The organism is Roseobacter sp. SK209-2-6, from assembly GCF_000169455.1.
Classification (GTDB): domain Bacteria; phylum Pseudomonadota; class Alphaproteobacteria; order Rhodobacterales; family Rhodobacteraceae; genus Pseudophaeobacter.
In genome coordinates, this window is record NZ_AAYC01000007.1 from 63186 (window position 1) to 82581 (window position 19396).

A 19396-nucleotide genomic window follows, 5' to 3' on the forward strand; every position below is an offset into this window, starting at 1 on the left:
TCCGGGATGAATGTCTCTCGCTTTTGATTGCACCGCCTCTTTTGCCAGAGGCGGTGCTTTTTTATTGTGACCATGAAGTCTCTGTAATTCCTTAACAAATCCTTAACGGTAAAAAAGTTGAACCTGTGGACAAAAAGGGATTCACAAAGCGATTCGCTTATGCGATAACATTGTCAGACGCTGGAACAACCGGCGCTACAATACAAAAAAGCAGTAACATACAGGCAACCCCACGTGACCCGGAGCAACAGGTCTTCTCTAGGTGTTTTCACCTTTTTCGCTGTCGCTTTTGCGCTTAGCGCATATTTCACCTTTGCCGCTGTGCAGGGGGATTTCGGGTTGTTCAAAAGGGTCGAGATCCAGGCAGAATCCGAAGAGCTTCGCCTGGATCTCGCTCGACTGCAGGGGGAGATTTCCCAGATGGAAAACCTGACCCAACGCCTCTCTGATGACTACCTCGACCTGGATCTCCTGGATGAGCAAGCACGCTCTGTCCTTGGCCTGCTTCGCTCCGACGAAATCGTCATCCACTAAGCCCTCTTCAGCACAATCCTTCTAGTTTGAATGGGCTGGTTGCGCCCATCCCGCCGCCGTGTCAGCATGCCTTACAGAATACTGTGGGTTGCAGGAATTTTGCATCAACCCTGCGGTGATTTGCCACCGGATGAGAAAATCACTCGCCAGGTGACAGGAAATCACTTATGAAGTGGTTTAATACTAAACTATCTAGCCTTCTAGGGGGAGCCCGCATCAATGGCTGCTAGAAAAAGTACCAAGAAAACAAATGTCTCCGCAGATGAGCTGCTTCAGTTTTATCGCGACATGCTTTTGATCCGTCGATTCGAAGAAAAGGCCGGTCAGCTTTATGGCATGGGTCTGATCGGAGGGTTCTGTCACCTTTATATCGGACAGGAAGCGGTTGTTGTTGGCCTGGAGGCCGCCGCCGAAGAAGGCGACAAGCGGATCACATCCTATCGGGACCACGGCCATATGCTGGCCTGCGGCATGGATGCCGGGGGCGTCATGGCCGAGTTGACCGGGCGCGAGGGCGGCCTCTCCAAAGGCAAGGGCGGCTCAATGCATATGTTCTCGAAAGAGAAGCATTTCTACGGCGGCCACGGCATTGTCGGTGCTCAGGTGCCACTGGGCGCAGGCCTCGCCTTTGCGGACAAATACCTCGACAATGGGCGCGTGACCTTCACCTATTTCGGCGATGGCGCTGCAAACCAGGGCCAGGTCTACGAGACCTTCAACATGGCCGCGATCTGGGATCTGCCGGTGGTCTTTGTGATCGAGAACAACCAATATGCCATGGGCACCGCTCAGGCGCGCTCCACTTCGACCCCTGACATCTACACCCGCGGCGAGGCATTCGGCATCCCTGGTGAGGCTGTGGACGGCATGAACGTCCTCAGCGTCAAGGAAGCCAGTGAACGCGCGGTGGCACACTGCCGCGCAGGCAAAGGGCCCTACATTCTGGAAGTGAAGACCTACCGCTACCGTGGCCACTCCATGTCGGACCCGGCAAAATACCGTACCCGCGAAGAGGTGCAGAAGATGCGTAGCGAGCGTGACCCAATCGAACAGGTCCGCGATATGCTGCTCACCGGAAAGCACGCCAGCGAGGACGATCTGAAAGCGATCGATAAGGAAATCAAGGACGTCGTGAACGAGGCCGCGGATTTTGCCCGCACCAGCCCGGAACCGGGGCTCGAAGAGCTCTGGACCGATATTTACGCCTGAGGGGAAGAAATTAGATATGGCAACTGAAATTCTGATGCCCGCCCTGTCGCCGACCATGGAGGAAGGCACCCTGGCCAAATGGCTGGTGAAAGAGGGCGATAGTGTGAACTCCGGCGATATTCTGGCGGAGATCGAGACCGACAAGGCCACCATGGAATTCGAAGCCGTGGACGAGGGCGTGATTGGCGCCATCCTGATCGGCGAAGGCTCCGAAGGGGTGAAAGTGAACACCCCAATCGCGGTTCTTGTCGAAGAGGGCGAAAGCTATGATGCCACAGCGGCATCAGCACCTGCGGCGAGCGAGAGTGCGGCTGCGGTCGAGGCGCCTGCGGCGCCCACTCCCACCCCCGCTGCTGCCGCAGCGCCTGCCGCACCTGAAACCGATGAAAGCCCGGATTGGCCCGAAGGCACCGAAGTGGTCCAGACCACTGTGCGTGAAGCACTGCGCGACGCCATGGCCGAAGAGATGCGCGCAAATGAGCGTGTTTTCCTCATGGGCGAAGAAGTCGCTGAATATCAGGGCGCCTATAAGATCTCGCAAGGGCTCTTGGATGAATTCGGCTCCAAGCGTGTCATCGACACCCCGATCACAGAGCATGGTTTTGCCGGCATCGCGACCGGAGCCGCCTTTGCAGGGCTGAACCCGATTGTCGAGTTCATGACCTTCAACTTTGCCATGCAGGCCATCGACCACATCATCAACTCAGCCGCCAAGACGCTCTATATGTCTGGCGGTCAGATGGGGGCGCCGATGGTCTTCCGTGGTCCTAATGGCGCTGCGGCACGTGTAGCCGCTCAGCACAGTCAGGACTATGCCGCCTGGTATATGCAGATCCCCGGCCTGAAGGTTGTGATGCCCTATTCGGCCTCTGACGCCAAAGGCCTGCTGAAAACAGCGATCCGCGATCAGAACCCGGTGATCTTCCTGGAGAATGAAATCCTCTATGGTCGCAGCTTTGATGTGCCGAAACTGGATGATTTCACCGTGCCATTCGGCAAGGCCCGGATCTGGCGCAAGGGCAATGACGTCACCATCGTCTCCTTCGGGATCGGCATGCAATACGCTCTGGAAGCGGCTGACAAGCTGGCCGAAGAAGGCATCGATGCCGAAGTGATCGACCTGCGCACCCTGCGTCCGATGGACCTGCCCACGGTGATCAAATCGGTTATGAAAACCAACCGGTTGGTCACCGTCGAGGAGGGCTGGCCCCAAGGTTCCGTTGGCAGCTACATCGCCTCTGAGGTGATGCAGCAGGCCTTTGACTATCTGGATGCGCCTGTTGTGACCTGCACCGGCAAGGACGTGCCCATGCCCTATGCTGCCAACCTGGAACGCCACGCGCTGATCACCACTGATGAGGTGGTCGCAGCTGTGAAACAAGTGACCTACCGGTAAGGAGCCAGAGACATGCCGACTGAAATTCTCATGCCTGCCCTGTCTCCCACTATGGAGGAAGGCACCCTGGCCAAATGGCTGGTCAAGGAAGGCGATATCATCTCTTCCGGCGATCTGATCGCCGAGATTGAAACCGACAAGGCCACCATGGAATTCGAAGCCGTGGACGAAGGCGTCGTCGGCAAAATCCTGATCGCTGAGGGCTCCGAAGGGGTGAAGGTCAACACCGCCATCGCGGTTCTGCTCGAAGAGGGTGAAAGCGCCGATGACATCGCCGCCAGCGCGCCCGCGGCCCCTGCCGCAGCGGCTGCCGAGGGGGCTCCTGTAGCCGCCGAGAAAGCCGCCGCCCCTGACCCCGCGGCTGCTCCTGCCCCGGCAGCTCCCACCGGCGCCGATGGCACCCGTATCTTCGCCTCGCCGCTTGCCCGCCGTATCGCTGCGGACAAAGGCCTAGACCTGGCCGCACTGACAGGTTCCGGCCCGCGCGGACGGATCGTCAAGGCGGATGTGGAAAACGCAACCGCTGCGCCGCAGCCCGCCGCTGCACCAGTTGCAGCAGCCACACCTGCCTCCGCGCCAGCAGTAGCGGCCCCTTCCGGCCCCTCTGCCGATATGGTCGCCAAGATGTACGAAGGCCGGGAGTTCGAAGAGGTCAGCCTGGATGGCATGCGCAAGACTATTGCCGCGCGCCTGTCGGAAGCCAAACAAACCATCCCGCATTTCTACCTGCGCCGCGACATCCAGCTGGATGCGCTACTGAAGTTCCGCAGCCAGCTGAACAAGCAGCTGGAAGGGCGCGGTGTAAAGCTTTCGGTCAATGATTTCATCATCAAGGCCGTGGCCAATGCGCTGCAGCAGGTGCCTGAGGCCAATGCGGTCTGGGCCGGCGACCGGGTGCTGCAGATGAAAGCCTCTGACGTGGCTGTTGCCGTGGCGATCGAAGGTGGGCTCTTCACTCCGGTCCTACAGGACGCCGACATGAAGTCGCTCTCTGCGCTTTCGGCCCAGATGAAGGACCTAGCCTCCCGCGCACGAGACCGCAAACTGGCCCCGCATGAATACCAGGGCGGCAGCTTTGCCATCTCAAACCTCGGCATGTTCGGTATCGACAATTTCGACGCCATCGTGAACCCACCCCATGCCGGTATCCTGGCAGTAGGTGCTGGCACCAAGAAGCCTGTCGTGGGCGAAGATGGTGAACTGAAAGTGGCAACGGTGATGTCTGTCACCATGTCCGTCGATCACCGCGTCATCGATGGTGCCGTGGGGGCCAATCTGCTGAAAGCCATCGTCGACAACCTGGAAAACCCGGTTGCCATGCTGGCCTAAGACGCGCCCGATAGAACAAAGAAGGCCCCGCTCAGCGCGACCGGGGCTTTTTTGACGCTAGTGCCTCGGCTTATTAGTGCCCACCCTGCTCCCCACCACACACCGCTTCCACGCATAACAGAGTTAAATTGCGCAAAGCGTCGGTATTCCCCCTAAGAGTGGGCTAGCCTGCTTTTAGGTCTCCGGTTCTGATTGTTTTAATTCCGGTCGTCCCGCTCTGGGATCAGCTGAAAGAAGGGGCTCTGCCGCCTCGGCTTGCTCGGATCATGCATATGTCTTGCCATATCCGTGAGCATGGTATGCTCATAGCTGCCAGCATCCGTTGCTTCGGCAAGCTCTTCCAGCACCCTACAGGTCAGCTCCTTGTCGGTCACCCCATGATCCACGAGGGCCCGCAATACGACATATTGCAGGTCTTTTTGGGTCTTAACCAAGTTCTCAAGCTTGCTGATCCGCGCCCCGATCGTATCAAGAACACGCTGTAGTTCATCTTGAAGCTGCTTGGGATCGATCTGCGGGCGCTGCACTGAAACATAAATGCGTTCGGGCTGCTTTTCGTTCCCTGCCATCTAAGCCTCCTAACAATTGGACTTACCTTTTACTCATACGCGCTGCCACATCACCAATTCTTGCAAACGGAACCCTATTGCTTTGCAAGATGCTGCTATGGGACGCGAAACCGAAACCAGGTGTGCACATAGACAGCAGAACGATGTTACGGCCAAAGAAGACTAGCCGAATTTTCCTACCGAAAACTTGCGATCAGAGGGACCGTAGCGCCCTTCTCCGGGTCAGAGGCACAAGAAAATAGGTGCAATTTTACGGTGTTCTACCACCTGATAGGAACAATTGGGCTCGCAGCCCGACAGAAACTACCCCCGCCGCGAGGCTCTGCGGCAGGGGAAAGACCAGGGGCGAAGCCAGATAGGGGATCACCTATTTTTGCCCAACATTGCCTCCTCAATTGACCCTGCCTGCAGCTTCACTGCCTGTTGCAAGGAAAACCCATTGAAGCAAGTCCCTAGTAGCGATAACCGGGCGTCGACTGAGACAATGTCATTTCCTCATCATCCATTTCGGCATTTATCCCCTCAAACAAGGGAGTTGAGAGGTAACGCTCCCCTGTATCCGGCAGGATCGTCAGGATTACGGAGCCTTCGGGAGCCTGCTCGGCAACCTTCAGGGCGGCCGCAACAGAGGCACCACCTGAAATCCCTGCCAAAATACCTTCTTCGGCTGCCAGGCGGCGCGACATGGCGATGCTCTCCGGTCCGGTCACTGGCTGCAAGCCATCAAAATAGCCTTTATCCAAGGCCTCTTGCAGGACCAGCGGAATAAAATCTGGTGTCCACCCCTGCACCGGGTGTGGCGCAAAGCTGGGGTGGCTTTCAGCTGGCTCACCTTCTGCATTGCGTGCCTGAGTGGTGCCGGAGCTGACCAGGGCCGCATTCTCGGGCTCACTCAACGTGATCTTCAAATCCGGACGCGCATCTTTCAGCACCCGGCCAAGCCCCGTTGCGGTTCCGCCGGTTCCATAGCCCAGTACCACATGGTCCAGACGCTCGCCGTCAAAGTCACCCAGTATTTCCTGCGCCGTGGTGCTTTCGTGAATATCGGCATTGTCCTTGGTTTCGAACTGATGCGCCAAGAACCAGCCATTGGCTTCAGCGAGCTCGCGGGCCTTGTCGACCATACCAACCGCCTTGTCTTCCTTACGGGTCAGCACCACTTTCGCACCCAGCATCCGCATCAGCTGACGCCGTTCCACCGAAAAACCGTCATGCATAGTGATCACCAGAGGATAACCTTTGGCCGCGCAGACCATGGCCAGGCCGATACCGGTGTTGCCACTGGTGGCTTCGACCACGGTTTGACCGGGCTGCAGACGTCCCTCACGCTCAGCCGCTTCGATGATGTTCAGGGCCAGGCGGTCCTTGACCGAGCCCGCCGGGTTGAAAGCTTCGAACTTCGCATAGATTTCAACGCCTTTGGGGGCAATCCGTTTCAGGCGGACAACTGGGGTATCGCCAATGGTTTCAAGAATTGAGTCAAATCGGCGACCCCGACCTTTGGTTGAATAGATCATCGGTTTTCCTATCTCAAACAGTCGTTTCTCTTCACGTTTCCGTTTGAATATGCGCCCGAAGGAAAAGGCTTTCAAGAGCGGCTAAATAGTTGCAAAAAAACAAAAAGAAGGGGGTTCATCCCATCTGCAAGCATCTAGATTGCTTACCTTCAAGGTTGCCAGATTTGGAACAAATCACCAGCAATCCAAAACCCTTTGGGAGAATTTTCTTTTGCGAATTGCTTGAGATCTTATCGCAGCCACAAAGAAAAAGAGGCACCTCTCAGCGCCCCTCTACGTTGATCGGGAAAGAAAAAGGATCAGCTCGTCTCTGAGCCGGCAGGCACCACCTGATCCATATTGACAGAGGGTTGATCGCATCCCGCCTCTCCGACAATCTTGGCCGGGACCCCGGCCACGGTGGTGCAAGGGGGAACTTCCTGCAAAACAACCGAGCCCGCTGCAATGCGGCTGCAATGGCCGACCTTGATATTGCCCAGAACCTTGGCTCCCGCCCCGATCAGCACACCATCGCCAATTTTGGGGTGACGATCCTCTTCCTCTTTGCCGGTCCCACCCAGGGTCACGGAGTGCAGCATAGACACATTGTCGCCAACAACAGCCGTCTCCCCGATCACGATAGAATGGGCGTGATCGATCATGATACCTTTGCCAATGCGGGCGCCGGGGTGAATATCGATCCCAAAGATCTCAGAGGTGCGCATCTGGAAGAAATAGGCCAGGTCTTTCTGCCCCTGATCCCAGAGATAATGGCTCACCCGATATGCCTGCACGGCCTGAAACCCCTTGAAGTACAAGATCGGCTGCAGCAGGCGATGGCTGGCCGGATCACGCTCATTGATCGCACGAAGGTCCGAGCGGGCGCATTCCACCAGTTCAGAGCAATCCCGATAGGCCTCATCCACGATCTCACGCAGGATGGTCATCGACATTTCATTGGAGGAAAGCTTGGCAGAAATCCGATAGGAGAGCGCCTTATCCAGGGATTTGTGGTGCAAAATACAGGCGTGAATCAACCCACCCATAAGCGGTTGCTGCGCGACCGCTTCCTGCGCTTCTCGCGTGATCCGATCCCAAACGGGATCCAAGGAGGTCACGGCTGCATCTGGCTTGATCATGGCATTTCATCCTCTTCTCGCCCTGACTCTTGCATTTAGGATAGAAAAACCCAAGCGCAAACCCTTGATGGAAAAGATTTCAAAATCTTATGAATGCGGCTCACCGGGCCGAAGGATTCACCTGATGGATTTACGCGTCAGCCTATTGCCCGCAATTCGGCACCTGAAACAGATGTCAGAAGTGATTGAGTTTGATGAGTAGTTGTGCGTGACCGAAAGGAACTGATAAGCTGGAAATTCAGCCCCAACCGCGAAGGTGCTACCTATTCTGCGCGATCTGGTGACACTGTGATGCCGAACGGTACTGTTTCCGGATCGCGATAGATCAAGGTGAACGGAGCCATATTGTCGCGTAAGAAACCTATAATGGCCCCGCTTTTTCGGCTTGTTCCCCAGAAGGTCGCGCTCATCCCTATCACATCTTGGTTGCGGGGCTCTCACGCAAAAGTGTCGCCTTTAGATGATGAAGAACCAGCAATAGGCACGTCAGATACTCCTCATCATCCCACAGGGGCTCTACCGGCAAAGTCTCACCCATCTCGAGCAAAGACCGGGTTGCGGCCTCTAGGCTCCCATTTCCCCAACGCGGGTGCACCGTCCCCGTTTCGCTGCAATACCTATGAGCCCGCTCAGCCGCCTTTAGAACATCGTGGCAAAGGGTATCTCGCTCATGCTCTGGCCGGATGAGCAACAGACGGGCCAGAACCGTGCAATCCTGTGGGAGGATTGGGGGTAGACCGCGTTTCACTGCGCCCATCTGACCTAGGCCAACAGGATTTTCGCCCCTGGCCCAGCGCCAAACCGTGCCGAGACTTGCGAAACCTCAATTTCATCACCCGGCTGTGTGTCGTCCTCCGACTGCTCTTGTTGCGCATAGGTCCAATCCGGGGTCGAAACCTGTATCTCTCGCAGAATTGTTGCGCCGCGCATGATCCGCACACGATAGGCTTCCAGATCTTCACCCAGCGGGATTTCAGGGAGGTCCCAGCTATCCGCTTCCAGCCGTGCGCGACGGATCCAGGTCAACGCTATATCCGCACCTAGTTTCCCATCTGCTTTCAAATGCACCGGAGAATAGGGCCGCAAGCCATTGCCCTCAAAGGCCTCTGATCTGTGGACATAGCTGGGATCGTCATAGCCGCGCCGGGCTGGGCCAATGCGATAGTCCCGCGCCCGTCGGCGTTGATCCAATGGCAGCTCCAGCTGTAGCGTACTTGCGTCAAGCAAGACCACATATGAGCCAATCGGCCATGTGACGGGCATCAGCGCATCGGTTCCCTTTTGCCCACGAAGCCGTCCCCTCAACATATAGGTATCCGAGGCAACCAGTTCTGCCTCGCGAAACTGGAAAATCTCCCAGTTGCCATTGCTGCCATCGCCAATCGCAACAGCATTCGCACCATTGAGCACCCGGGTTACCGATCGGCTCTCAAATTCACCGGAGATCAGCTTCACCTGCAGGTCAGGCCCTTCGTCCCAGCGCCCTGACGGTGCCTGGTGCAACTCTGTCTCGGTGACCCCAATCGTAGCCCGTGCAGCGATGATCTGTTCCAGCACATAGTCCTGGTCCTGATCCGCCCCATAGAGCGCAACAGATCCCGGCCATGGATCAGAGGAAACCGCAAAATGAGGCGCATGTGGCACCTCTTCCCCGGTGAGGAGAGGTAGATCCATAAAGAGCGGCAGCACTGGTAGCGGGGGAATAAACTCATTCACACCCGGCAGATCATCTGCACTCTCGGCCGGGATATAGACCTCCGGTTCAATTCTAACGGCTTCAATGATCTGACCTTCGGCGCTTTCCACCTGATCTACCCGATACCGGCAAGATGTTTCACCCGAGGTGCTGGTGACCTCATCGCTGGCAAGATCAATGGTGTCACCTGCACCAACCTCCAAAGCAGAAGGAGGCAGCATGAACCTAGCGCTATCTCTGGAGACCCGCGCTTCGGCCAGCCATCGCTGTGTCGTCTGGCGCGCCTCTGCGCGTGTCAACACCAATGGGAATTCGCTTTCACTGACTGAATGGGTGGCCTCATCCGGCAGGATTGCCTCTTCGGACCCAACATCATAGGAGCGCCCCCATTCAACAAAGCGCAACCGCATACGACCGGCCAATTCGGCCTCTGGCTCTCTGGTCAATTCCAGCGCCCCGTCGATATCTTCCGCGATTGCCAGCTGTTCCGCAGAGAGTGGTTTTGCCCTTCGGCCATGGCGAAGACGAAACAGGAGTTTTCCGTCCCTTTCAATCGCATCAAAGCCGTAGTTCAGGCTTAGGGGCTGCAAGGCTGCGCGGGCTTCACTCACATCCGGCACAAGATAACCATGAACGATACCATGGAGCTCTGAGACATCGATCTCCTCTTGACCTGAGCTGCGGCAAATTTCCTCTACCACAGAGGCCAGGCTGCGTTGCCCTACCCGACCGTTAAGCCAATGTCCCCGCAGGTAGTTCCCCCCATCACTCCATTGGTTCGCGAGATTTGGAAACGCAGGAAAGGGACGCAGATCCCAGGCCCAGACATAGGCATTGCTCAGATCCAGCATTGGGGCATCGTATTCGCTGGAGGTCGGGTTGTTCTCTTCCCGGCCCCAATAGGCCAGGACCGCACGAAGATATTGCATTTGGATCAGATCATCTCGGTGCCCGCTTGAATAGCGGGGTAAGGTGGATTCTGAACTCTTGGGATCAAGAAACTTGTTTGGCTGGTTGGTGCCTTTGTCAATGGCAGCGCAGCCCAGCTCTGTGAACCAAATCGGTTTCATCTGAGGCAACCAGGCCGTAGCGCCCTCCTGGCGCAGACCATCGATCCGATCATGATGGCTATTTAGCCACCAATTCTTCAGGTCCTTGTAGCGCCAGATCCAGGCTTCGTCATGGGCTGCATCCGTGATCGGCGTACGCAGCTGCGCTTCGCGGGCTTCCTCGGAATGATAATACCACTCATAGCCCTCACCGCCTTCGATATTGCTTTCGAGATAAGGGAGATCATAGATCTGGCGCGTACCCTCTACACTATCGAGGTGCTCATCGCCATCGCGCCAATCCGACAGCGGCATGTAATTGTCGATGCCAATGAAATCGATATTCGCATCCGCCCAAAGCGGGTCGAGGTGAAAATACCGGTTCCCATCCGCAGCGTGATAGCCCCAATACTCCGACCAATCAGCCGCATAGCTGATTTTGGCCTCTGGCAGCAACAGGCGAACCTCTGCGGCCAGATCAATAAGAGCAGCTACCGCAGGAAAACCCAGATCGTCACGGATTTGGGTCAGGCCACGCATCTCGGAAGAAATGCAAAAAGCATCCACGCCCCCGGCAGCGGCACAAAGCGCCGCGCAATGAAGGATAAACCGGCGCAATCCCCATTCCGTGGGTCCGCTATAGCTGACCTCCCCATTGTGGATAGCAAAATCACCTGCACTGGCCAGCCCCATGAAGGTTTGAACCTCATTCCGGGCCGCAGGTGTTTGGTCTGGGCTACCGGTCAGTCCAGGGGCCTGTGACAGGGTAATCCGCCCCCGCCAGGGAAGATGCGGTTGACCCTCTGCGCCGGTCCAGGGGTCTGGCAGAGTGTTGCCCTCTTCCTGATCCATCAGGATAAAGGGGTAGAACAACACCCGTTTCCCTGAATTGCGGAGCTCTGTGATGGCTTCAACGACAGCCGCATCGGCTGGCGTAGCGCCGTAAACGGGCCGCCCCTCCCCATCCTGCAAGACCTGCTCTGCTGAACTGCGATCCAGCCCAGCAACGCGCCAGGGCATCTGTGCAGCCTCAGAGATTTTTTGCTCAACTTTCGGCTTGATTTCGCAATGGCCACAGCGCAGGTCATTGCCAAACCAGGACACAATCAGGGAAGTCGCCTCACAGGCAGGGAGCTCCCCCTCCAAAGCCGCGAGTGAGGTCCGCAAATCGCTCTGGCCAGAGGCCGTGTGAACATTGGCACTTTTCGACACCCCCGGCGAGATCTCATAGTGGATAGGGGTCGCAGCCAGGCTGTATTCCCCTGTTCCCGGCATCAGGGCGACACCTTTGATCAATTGCCCCAGATCGCTTTCATAATTCGGACTGTCCGGCTGCTCCGCCCGCACCACTTCAAAAGAGAATTGTGGCACACGATTGCCAAACCCCTCCAGCTGAAGGTCCTCCATCACCACATAGGCGGTCCCACGATAGGCTGGGACGGTTCCGGCGCCTTCGACAGCTTCCATTAGGGGGTCCGGCAGTTGGCTCATGCTCCCCTTGTAAACCGTCATGTTGAGGTCAATCGGCGAGACCTCCTCCCCATCGGCCCAGATGCGGGGAACCGATTGGATTTCCCCAGCGCAAAGCGCAATGGCAAGCGAAACCGAATAGCTGTAACGAGTCGTCTTGGGCTGGCTGGGCGCCCCCTTCCCGCCCCCGGAAACAGTGGCGCTTTCGGCAAAATCAGAGGACCAGATCACCTGTCCTGCAACCCTGGTCCGTCCAAAGACCTGTTGCACCGGTGTTCCCTCACTTGCATGGGTGAGGCGAAAACGATCCACCCGGCCAACCTCAACCGCCTGGGATCCATGCCCTAGAAGGCGATCATCAATCAATCGCCCCGCTGTTGCCCCGATTGCGCGCCCAATCGCAACCGAGGATAGACCCGCCAGGGTTCCCCCCATGGTGCCGCCAATGGCAGCGCCTGCTGCCGAGAGTACTATGGTCGCCATCAGTTCACCTCTTGAGGAAATGCAAATCGCGCAACGATGCGGCGGCGCCAGGGGCAGCTAAGCCGTGTTTCGACAACACCATGCCCCTGATAGGCATGCACAAAGGCATCCGGGTCCTGTTCGCTCTGCAGGCCAAGATGCTTTGCGACAGCTCCTGCGCGCATACGAAATAGCAAGACATCACCCGGAGCCACATCATGCAGGTCTTTTTGTTTCAGATGCCGAAGCGCCGCGCACCAGAGCCGCTCCTCTCCCTGGGGTTCTGACCAGTCCCTGGAATAGGCCGGGAGGGTTTCGGGCTCTGTACCGTATAGCTCTCGCCAGATGCCCCGGATCAAGCCGAGGCAATCGCAACCCGCCCCCCGGGTAGAAGCCTGGTGCCGATAGGGGGTAGCGATCCATTGCCGTGCAATTTCAACCGCTCTTGGACCCTCTGCGGAGCTATCGGGGCCAAGGTGCATCATCTCCGGCTACCGCCACTGTTGCGCCCCGTGCTCTTGGGAACGGCCATCATCCAGTCTTCTCCGGGGATGTCAGGGAACCCCTGAAAGTTGATGAAATTATTGAACTTTAATCGGCAACTTTGCGGGCGCTTGTCGCAGCCCGCATCCAGACGAAGCAGATCACCCGGCTGCAGTGGCACCTTCAGGGGCTCCCACAGCGTGATGTGGCGTCCGGTGCTATCTGTTCGATCCCGTTTGATCGCCCCCCAAAGGCCCTTTGCTTCACCACTCAGGACGCTTAACCGCCCGCCAGAGAACCATTCCGCCTCAAACCCCTCGAGCGCGTTCCAGGTGAACTGCCCTTCGTCGCTGTAGGTTTCTACCTGCCCCTCAAAGAAATATCCCAGCCGCTGCAGATCAAACCCGCAAGAGGCATCCCCCAGAACAGCTGTGCAGGACTTTTGGTAGATCCGACCCAAGGGACGATTGAGCGGTTCGGTCTGCCCGCGCAGCTCCGCTTCAAAAGCACCGCCCGCACGCCGTAGCTCACCGATACTGCCGCTGAACTGCAGCCACCGTTCCACAGGGTTCTGCCAGTTCACCAACCAACACTGTAGCGAAGCCCCATCAAACCGGCCCGCCACGATGTCACTTTCCGTGAGGCTTAGATCAGAAAGCGCGCCCTGTGCTTCACTATTGTCAACAGATAGCCCCGTCGCCTGCGCAAGGGCGCGTGCTGTCAGGCCGGTTCCAGCTTTGAAGCTCCAGCCCGCAAAGGCAAGGGTGCAATCGTGATCCGTAAATCCATAGCGCATGCCGTCCACACGGGTCAGCCCCCAGCACCTGCACACACTGGTGGTTCCACTCTGAAGATGCTTCAGGAAAGCGCCACTCGGCCCCGCCATCAGACCCGAACCTCCACAACCGGTACATTTGGCGCCTCGCCCGCCTGGAAAGAGGACACGCTGGTCTGCAGCCGGTCGGTATCAAAGCGCACGGGTACGTCGAATTCATAGCCGGCCACTATGGTGATGCCCCGTTCCGGAGGATGACTGAGGGTCACGACACCAGTTGTAAGATCAAGAGTGAAATCGATCCCCTCTTTCAATGCCTCTTGTCCGAGGCCAAGCCGCAGGCTGCCCGCAACCGGTTTGGTTATCGGGCGCTGGTATTGAACAGGACCAGACCGGTAGGTTTTGGAAATCTGAAACCGGGTTTTCACACCATTTCCTTGGCCAATGACCTGGTCGCGAAAATCCACCTCTGCCGAGGCTCGGGCGGATTTGTAATCGGACCAATCCTTCCAGCGAAAACCAAAGAGCTGCCCCTGCCGCGCTTCGAAAAATGCGATGAGCTGTTCCATGTCTTCGAGGGAGCGCAAACCCAATCCGGCGTCATAGCGACGTCTGGAATGGGCCCAAGGTGTATTTCGCTCCTCAAAGCCATTGGCCAAGGTCACGACATCTGTGCGCCGTTCTGGCCCCCCGACTGAACCAAAGCTCAACGAGGCGGGAAAACGAATTTCATGAAAGCTCATTCCGGGCCCTCCGGTTTTGGATGGTTTCAGCGGTTGCGATTTGCGCGGCTCATCGCCCGGGCAGCCTGCGCTGCAATCTGGGTTCTGCTGCGTTCAAAGGCGCGCAGGTCCGGGGTCGAGATATTCATCACCACATTGGTTGCGCCGCCACCGCCGAGGCTCTGCACCCCGAGTTTACCGTCGCGGCCACGGCTCAAGGGTAGAATTGCTTCGGGCCCAGCTTCGCCCATCAGTCCCAACCCTCCCCGCATGGGAAACTGCACCGGAGAGGTGACCACCCCCCCCTTGGCAAAAGGCATGACCCGCCCCTGCGAGAAGGCAGCCCCATCCGCAAAAGGTAGCAAGCCGCTAACCAGATCCCCGATCCCGCCAGAGATCATCCCGCCAATATGATTGGTCACCGGTCGAAGAGCCGCATTGTAGGTTGTGTTGATCAAGGAGCGCGCCAGCCCGTCCAGGGCGCCAGACAGGCTTTCCCCATCAAAAACAACCTGATCGAATGCCCTTTTCAATCCCCTGGACAGCCCGCGTTCCAGAGTCGCGGTATCTTTGCTTGTTGCCGCAAAGGCCTGTCTCACACGGGTCAATTCGCTTTCGAAACTAGCCGCCATGCTACCCGCATCGCCCAGACTTTGCGCCAAGGCATCGCTCTGCATTTCGAGTGCCGCAAAATCACTGCTATCCGCCATGGGGTTCTCCGCTTTCCATAAATGGATTTGCACCTGGGCGATCCAATTGGTTTTCTTCCGATGGATCTTTCAGATCCGGAAAACTCTCCATCAACCGCTTCAGGGTATCGCGTTGCATCGGACCCATGGATTGATTGGGTCCCAGCATCAGAAAGAATTCAGCGGGGGTGAGTTTCCAGAAGGCCTCTGGCCGCAAGCCCAGCCTCCCAACTCCCAAGTGCAACATCCCCTGCCAATCCAAGCCCGTCATTCTACCAGACCTGAGGTCACGGTCTCAGGCAGGGCAAAACTGCGCGCCAGAAGGGTCGCCCCCGCCCGGGCCGCCGCCAAGGGTCCCCCTGCAATGTCCGCACGGGCCAGGTCTTCGGTGGCATAGTCATAACCGCCACCCTCGAGACCCGCGGTTAGCAAAGCGAGAATGTCACGCGCGGAAAAGCGTCTTTCTTCAAACCGACGCACCAGATCCAGCAGGTTCTCTTCGCCAAGATGCGTCTCAAGACGGGCCAAGGCCCCCAGGGTCAGCCGCAACCGGTGCGGCACGTCATTGATCACCAGAGAGACTTCGCCCTGCCAGGGGTTCTCAAATCCACCCGCGGTTTTTGCACCCTCTTGCATTGATCAAACCGCCGTAAAGGTGAGAGCGCCCGCGCTTGCCAAGGCAAGCTCATAAGTGGCTTCGCCGTTATGTGTTCCGGAGTATTCCAGGCCAGTCACCTGAAAAGCCCCTTCGATGATGCCGAAATCCGGGATGATCACCTGAAAGGCCGGAGCGAGCCCATCAAAGAACAACTGTCGCGCTCTTTCATCCGTGGTTTCATCCCTGAAGATCCCGGAACCGGTGATTGCAGCAGAGCGTACGCCCGCGCCAGAGAGTAACTCTCGCCAGCCGCCCTGACTTTCCAATGTGGTGACATCCACCGTTTCCGCATTGAAACTGATCCGTGAGGCCCGCAGCCCTGCCAGGGTCTCAAACTGGCCCCCACCCGTCATATCCACCTTGATTAAAAGGTCCTTGCCATTTTGCGCAGCCATGATGCCACTCCATTCAGAATTAAGGGATTTTTGATCTCAGCTCTCTTCGACACGGGCTGAAAAGCGCAGGGCGACACTTCTTAGCCCATCCGCAGTTCGCTGGGCGGAGGCCCGTTTGAACCGCAGGTTGGTCAAAGACCCCTGGCTCAGTGTTAGCGATACGTCTTGCAGGCTTTCACAGATGCTTCCGGCCGCCGCCTTGACCGCTTCAAAGCCCGGCTGGCTGGTGAACAATGTTATGTCGAGCCTGTGCCGACTGGCACGAGATGTAGCATCGGAAACATCTTCTACATCTTCGACCCCAAGTAGCGCATAGGTCTCCGGCAGCGGCCCAGGAGGCAAAGCGTCATAGATCGCGCCCCCCAGTGCACTCGTCACATTTGGATCCGTACTCAGATGCTGAAACACAGCGGCCTGGAGGGGGGCGGCAAAGGCATAGGTCATGGCGACACCTCCTCTCTACATTCGCAGGTCAGGTAACGGGCCAGCACATCAGCTTCTCTCACGGCTTCGATCAGAAAGAGCCGATTGCCTTCCCGAAACCTCTGGCCCGCGATGGGTCTGGATGGATCCTCAGGCGGGGCGGCCCGCACGGTTATACGAAAACTCTGGGAAGAGACCGTTGTCCCGCCGCTGCCTTCGGTTCGCCCCTGCCGTGGCGCAAAGGCTGCCCAGCAGTCGCCCAATGCAACCCAGCTTTGCTGAAAGCCGCCCGAGCCATCATCCAGACGCTGCGGGGTCTCCAGCGTCAGTTTTCGATTGAGATGAAACCGCTCCACGCTCATCCCTCCGACCGCAGGGGGGACAGCCGGATGGGGCGATACCTCTCAATGAGGCTGGTGACCCCAAAGGGCATACAGCCACCGTGCAACGCAGTATCACTGCGATATTCATAGTAATGTGCCGCCAACAGCAGCACCGCCTGGGCCAAATCCGGAGGGAGCTCAGCCCAACTCGCAGCGAAGCCAGCCGTAAACTCCAGCTCCAACGCTTCGCCCCTGCCCAACCGGGTCAAGCTCTCAGTCAGAGGGCGCAGAATAGGTGCATGTGTATCCTGTGACAGAAGGAAAGAGGCAACATCCAGCGATTGCGCTCCGGCGCTTGTCGTCTTTTCGATATGGGTCAGCGTAGAAACCGGCGCGATAGGGAGCTGAAGCCCCCCGTGACCCGGCCACTTCTCAACCCGCAAGAGAAACGCGCGCTGCAGCAAGGCTTTGCTGGTTCGTCTTTCGATGGCGGCAAAGGCTGCACGAAGAAACCCACCAAGCAGATCGTCCTGAAACGCACTGCCGGAAAACCCTGTTCCCAACCGCAGGTGATCCTTAAAGGCTGCTAGCGGCAGCGCCATATCGCTGACTGGCGTCACTTCTTTCAATATCATCTTCATCTCCGCAAGCTCGGATCCCCGGGGTTATTCTCAACTGGTTTGACGGGCACGCCTTCCTCGACCACCCAGACGGAGGGGAGCAGCGAGATGGCAAAGATTGAATGAGCGTACCCGTCGGGGATCCGGGCTGCCGGACCCCCATTCAGCCAGAGACTTAGCTCAGACCAAATTTCAGCAGTTTGATCGCAGCGAAATCGCTGATGTCACCGCCAATGCGCTTGGTTGCATAGAACAGCACATGAGGTTTGGCACTGAAGGGGTCGCGCAGAACCCGCAAGTCGGGCCGCTCTGCGATTGTGTAGCCTGCGTTGAAATCTCCAAAGGCGATCGAGAAACTATCCGCCGCAGCATCAGGCATATCTTCCGCAACCAGAACAGGGTACCCCAGCAGGCGCGCGGGTTCGCCAGCCGCCAATCCATCTGACCAGAGGAAACGGCCATCAGAATCTTTCAGCTTGCGGATCAGACCGGCGGTTTTTGAGTTCATCACAAAACTCGCATTGGCGCGATATTGCGCCCCAAGCGCATAGACCAAGTCAATGATGGCATCACCATCTCCGACCCCACCCGCATCACCGGTTGCGATGTAGCCCAGATTGCCCCAGGTCCAGACGTCGTTGTCCACTGCCGGATGACTGAGGATCCCCATTGGCTTGTCAATGCCGTCCCCATTCACAAAGGCAGCGGCCTCTGCGCGCGAAAACTTGTCCGCAATCCGATTTGCCAGCCAGTTTTCGATGTCAAAAGCGCTGTCGTCCAGCAACCGCTGGGAGGCCTTGGGCAAGGCGCTAAGCTCATGCAATGGGATCGTGATCCGATCAATCACAGGGGTTGCGCTCTCGGAGGTAGGATCCGTTTCGTTTGCCCAGCCTGCCCCGGCCTCACTGTGATCGACCAAGACATCAAAGGACGTCGCTTCTACACTGACAATCGAAGCAACTGCGCGAATGGAAGCAGTGGATTGCAATACCGATTTCACCGTATCAGCAGTCTGCGGATCCACCAGATAACCGCCGTCACCATTCACCGTGGTCGAGAGAGCCTTGCTCTCGGGCAACAGCCCTCGCAGAGCGGCCTCATCGCCAGTGCGAACATAGCCAGCAAAGGCTTTTTGATGCGGCGCTTCTACTTCTGCTGCCGCTGAGAGAAGCGGGCGCGCCGCGCGATAATTTTTTCGGTCCAGCATGGTCATACGTTCTTCCGTTTGTTTCAGCTTTGCCTTCACATTGCCCTGAAATCCCTTGAATTCTCTCAGAAACTCGGAAAATGCCTGAGAGAAATCCTGTGTCAGAGCCAGGGGTGCCTCTGAGCTTTCAGGGAGATTTTCACTGCTCATTTTTTGATCCTATTGCCTGAATTGAAGAGTTGAAGCTCGCGACTTGCCGGGCTGTGCGACGGAGCTGACCGGCCAAAGCCTTCATCGCAGTCAACTCATTGGCTTTGCCGGGAAGTTCCGGTGTCGTAACCCGCGCCGAAGGCAGCATTGGAAAGGTGACCAGGGATACCTCCCACAGTTCGACATCCTGTAGGAGACGGCCACCAGCGGCATTCTTCTGTGCCCGTTTGGTACGATAGCCGATAGAGAGCCCCTCCATCGCGCCCGCCGCAATCAGACTGACCGCTTCGGCGCCGCGCTGAATATCCGTTAAGATGCTCCCCCTGACCCAAAGTCCCTTTTGGTCTTCACGGATTTCATCCCAGACCCCAATGGGTTGCGCAGGGTCGTGCTGCCATAGCATCTTGATCCGCATCCCACGGTCCCGCAGATCTGTCAGGGATCTCCGGTAGGCACCTGCTGCTACCACATCGCCACCTTGATCGGTCTCACCAAAGAGGCTGGCGTAGCCTTGGATGACATTCCCATCCTTCAGGTTCAGCGCCTCTCCGAAATGGGCGAATTTGTGCTCGAAATCTGATTTAACACTCATTGGGAACTCC

Annotated in this window: 21 protein-coding genes; 4 read left to right on the forward strand and 17 right to left on the reverse strand. The window is 57.5% G+C overall.

Annotated features, from left to right (window positions below; genetic code table 11):
* Nucleotides 1–234: 234 nt before the first annotated feature.
* The 4 genes from RSK20926_RS11960 (at nt 235) to RSK20926_RS11975 (ending at nt 4468) form a co-directional block, all read left to right on the forward strand.
* Entirely contained in the window at nt 235–534 is a 300-nt protein-coding gene (locus tag RSK20926_RS11960; protein WP_037254936.1) for an FtsB family cell division protein, read from the forward strand.
* Nucleotides 535–753: 219 nt separating this feature from the next.
* On the forward strand, nt 754–1743 hold the full coding sequence (pdhA, locus tag RSK20926_RS11965) for a pyruvate dehydrogenase (acetyl-transferring) E1 component subunit alpha (RefSeq protein WP_008207010.1): 990 nt from the start codon (nt 754–756) through the stop codon (nt 1741–1743).
* Nucleotides 1744–1759: 16 nt separating this feature from the next.
* Entirely contained in the window at nt 1760–3139 is a 1380-nt protein-coding gene (locus RSK20926_RS11970) for a pyruvate dehydrogenase complex E1 component subunit beta (protein WP_008207012.1), read from the forward strand.
* Nucleotides 3140–3151: 12 nt separating this feature from the next.
* Nucleotides 3152–4468, forward strand: coding sequence for a pyruvate dehydrogenase complex dihydrolipoamide acetyltransferase (locus RSK20926_RS11975; RefSeq protein ID WP_037254938.1), 1317 nt, complete (start codon nt 3152–3154; stop codon nt 4466–4468).
* A 197-nt stretch (nt 4469–4665) separates the two neighbouring features.
* Here the strand turns inward: RSK20926_RS11975 and RSK20926_RS11980 are convergent, their stop codons facing one another.
* The 17 genes from RSK20926_RS11980 to RSK20926_RS12065 form a co-directional block, all read right to left on the reverse strand.
* Complete coding sequence (locus RSK20926_RS11980) at nt 4666–5037, reverse strand: hypothetical protein (protein ID WP_008207016.1); 372 nt, start codon at nt 5035–5037, stop codon at nt 4666–4668.
* A 452-nt stretch (nt 5038–5489) separates the two neighbouring features.
* Nucleotides 5490–6554 carry a cysteine synthase A gene (gene cysK, locus RSK20926_RS11985; RefSeq protein ID WP_037254940.1) on the reverse strand — a complete coding sequence of 355 codons (1065 nt, stop codon included), beginning with the start codon at nt 6552–6554 and terminating at the stop codon, nt 5490–5492.
* Between the two features lie 299 nt (nt 6555–6853).
* Entirely contained in the window at nt 6854–7672 is an 819-nt protein-coding gene (cysE, locus tag RSK20926_RS11990) for a serine O-acetyltransferase (RefSeq protein ID WP_008207020.1), read from the reverse strand.
* A gap of 415 nt (nt 7673–8087) precedes the next feature.
* On the reverse strand, nt 8088–8429 hold the full coding sequence (locus RSK20926_RS22105) for a DUF7742 family protein (RefSeq protein WP_008207023.1): 342 nt from the start codon (nt 8427–8429) through the stop codon (nt 8088–8090).
* A 5-nt stretch (nt 8430–8434) separates the two neighbouring features.
* A complete protein-coding gene (locus RSK20926_RS12005; RefSeq protein WP_008207025.1) occupies nt 8435–12370 on the reverse strand; it encodes a baseplate multidomain protein megatron in 3936 nt (1311 codons plus the stop codon).
* Entirely contained in the window at nt 12370–12834 is a 465-nt protein-coding gene (locus RSK20926_RS12010; protein WP_008207027.1) for an NlpC/P60 family protein, read from the reverse strand. Before RSK20926_RS12010 ends, RSK20926_RS12005 begins: the two co-directional genes overlap by 1 nt.
* Complete coding sequence (locus RSK20926_RS12015; protein WP_008207028.1) at nt 12831–13718, reverse strand: DUF2163 domain-containing protein; 888 nt, start codon at nt 13716–13718, stop codon at nt 12831–12833. The genes RSK20926_RS12010 and RSK20926_RS12015 overlap by 4 nt, the downstream gene beginning before the upstream one ends.
* On the reverse strand, nt 13718–14350 hold the full coding sequence (locus tag RSK20926_RS12020; protein ID WP_008207029.1) for a DUF2460 domain-containing protein: 633 nt from the start codon (nt 14348–14350) through the stop codon (nt 13718–13720). The genes RSK20926_RS12015 and RSK20926_RS12020 overlap by 1 nt, the downstream gene beginning before the upstream one ends.
* 26 nt (nt 14351–14376) lie before the next feature.
* Nucleotides 14377–15039 (reverse strand): phage tail tape measure protein, encoded by a 663-nt coding sequence (locus tag RSK20926_RS12025; RefSeq protein ID WP_008207030.1) that lies wholly within the window; start codon nt 15037–15039, stop codon nt 14377–14379.
* Nucleotides 15029–15289: a rcc01693 family protein gene (locus tag RSK20926_RS12030; RefSeq protein ID WP_008207031.1), complete on the reverse strand. Its 261-nt coding sequence runs from the start codon at nt 15287–15289 to the stop codon at nt 15029–15031. Before RSK20926_RS12030 ends, RSK20926_RS12025 begins: the two co-directional genes overlap by 11 nt.
* The gene (locus RSK20926_RS12035) at nt 15286–15654 is read right to left on the reverse strand and encodes a gene transfer agent family protein (protein ID WP_008207032.1); all 369 of its coding nucleotides are present in this window, start codon (nt 15652–15654) and stop codon (nt 15286–15288) included. Before RSK20926_RS12035 ends, RSK20926_RS12030 begins: the two co-directional genes overlap by 4 nt.
* 3 nt (nt 15655–15657) lie before the next feature.
* Nucleotides 15658–16071 carry a phage major tail protein, TP901-1 family gene (locus RSK20926_RS12040; RefSeq protein WP_008207033.1) on the reverse strand — a complete coding sequence of 138 codons (414 nt, stop codon included), beginning with the start codon at nt 16069–16071 and terminating at the stop codon, nt 15658–15660.
* 36 nt (nt 16072–16107) lie between these two features.
* Entirely contained in the window at nt 16108–16515 is a 408-nt protein-coding gene (locus tag RSK20926_RS12045; protein WP_008207035.1) for a DUF3168 domain-containing protein, read from the reverse strand.
* Nucleotides 16512–16856, reverse strand: a complete 345-nt coding sequence (locus RSK20926_RS12050) for a head-tail adaptor protein (RefSeq protein ID WP_008207036.1) — start codon at nt 16854–16856, stop codon at nt 16512–16514. Before RSK20926_RS12050 ends, RSK20926_RS12045 begins: the two co-directional genes overlap by 4 nt.
* Nucleotides 16853–17452 (reverse strand): head-tail connector protein, encoded by a 600-nt coding sequence (locus RSK20926_RS12055; protein ID WP_037255018.1) that lies wholly within the window; start codon nt 17450–17452, stop codon nt 16853–16855. Before RSK20926_RS12055 ends, RSK20926_RS12050 begins: the two co-directional genes overlap by 4 nt.
* A 160-nt stretch (nt 17453–17612) precedes the next feature.
* Entirely contained in the window at nt 17613–18794 is a 1182-nt protein-coding gene (locus tag RSK20926_RS12060; RefSeq protein ID WP_008207041.1) for a phage major capsid protein, read from the reverse strand.
* Nucleotides 18784–19386 (reverse strand): HK97 family phage prohead protease, encoded by a 603-nt coding sequence (locus RSK20926_RS12065; RefSeq protein WP_008207043.1) that lies wholly within the window; start codon nt 19384–19386, stop codon nt 18784–18786. Before RSK20926_RS12065 ends, RSK20926_RS12060 begins: the two co-directional genes overlap by 11 nt.
* Between the last annotated feature and the right edge of the window lie 10 nt (nt 19387–19396).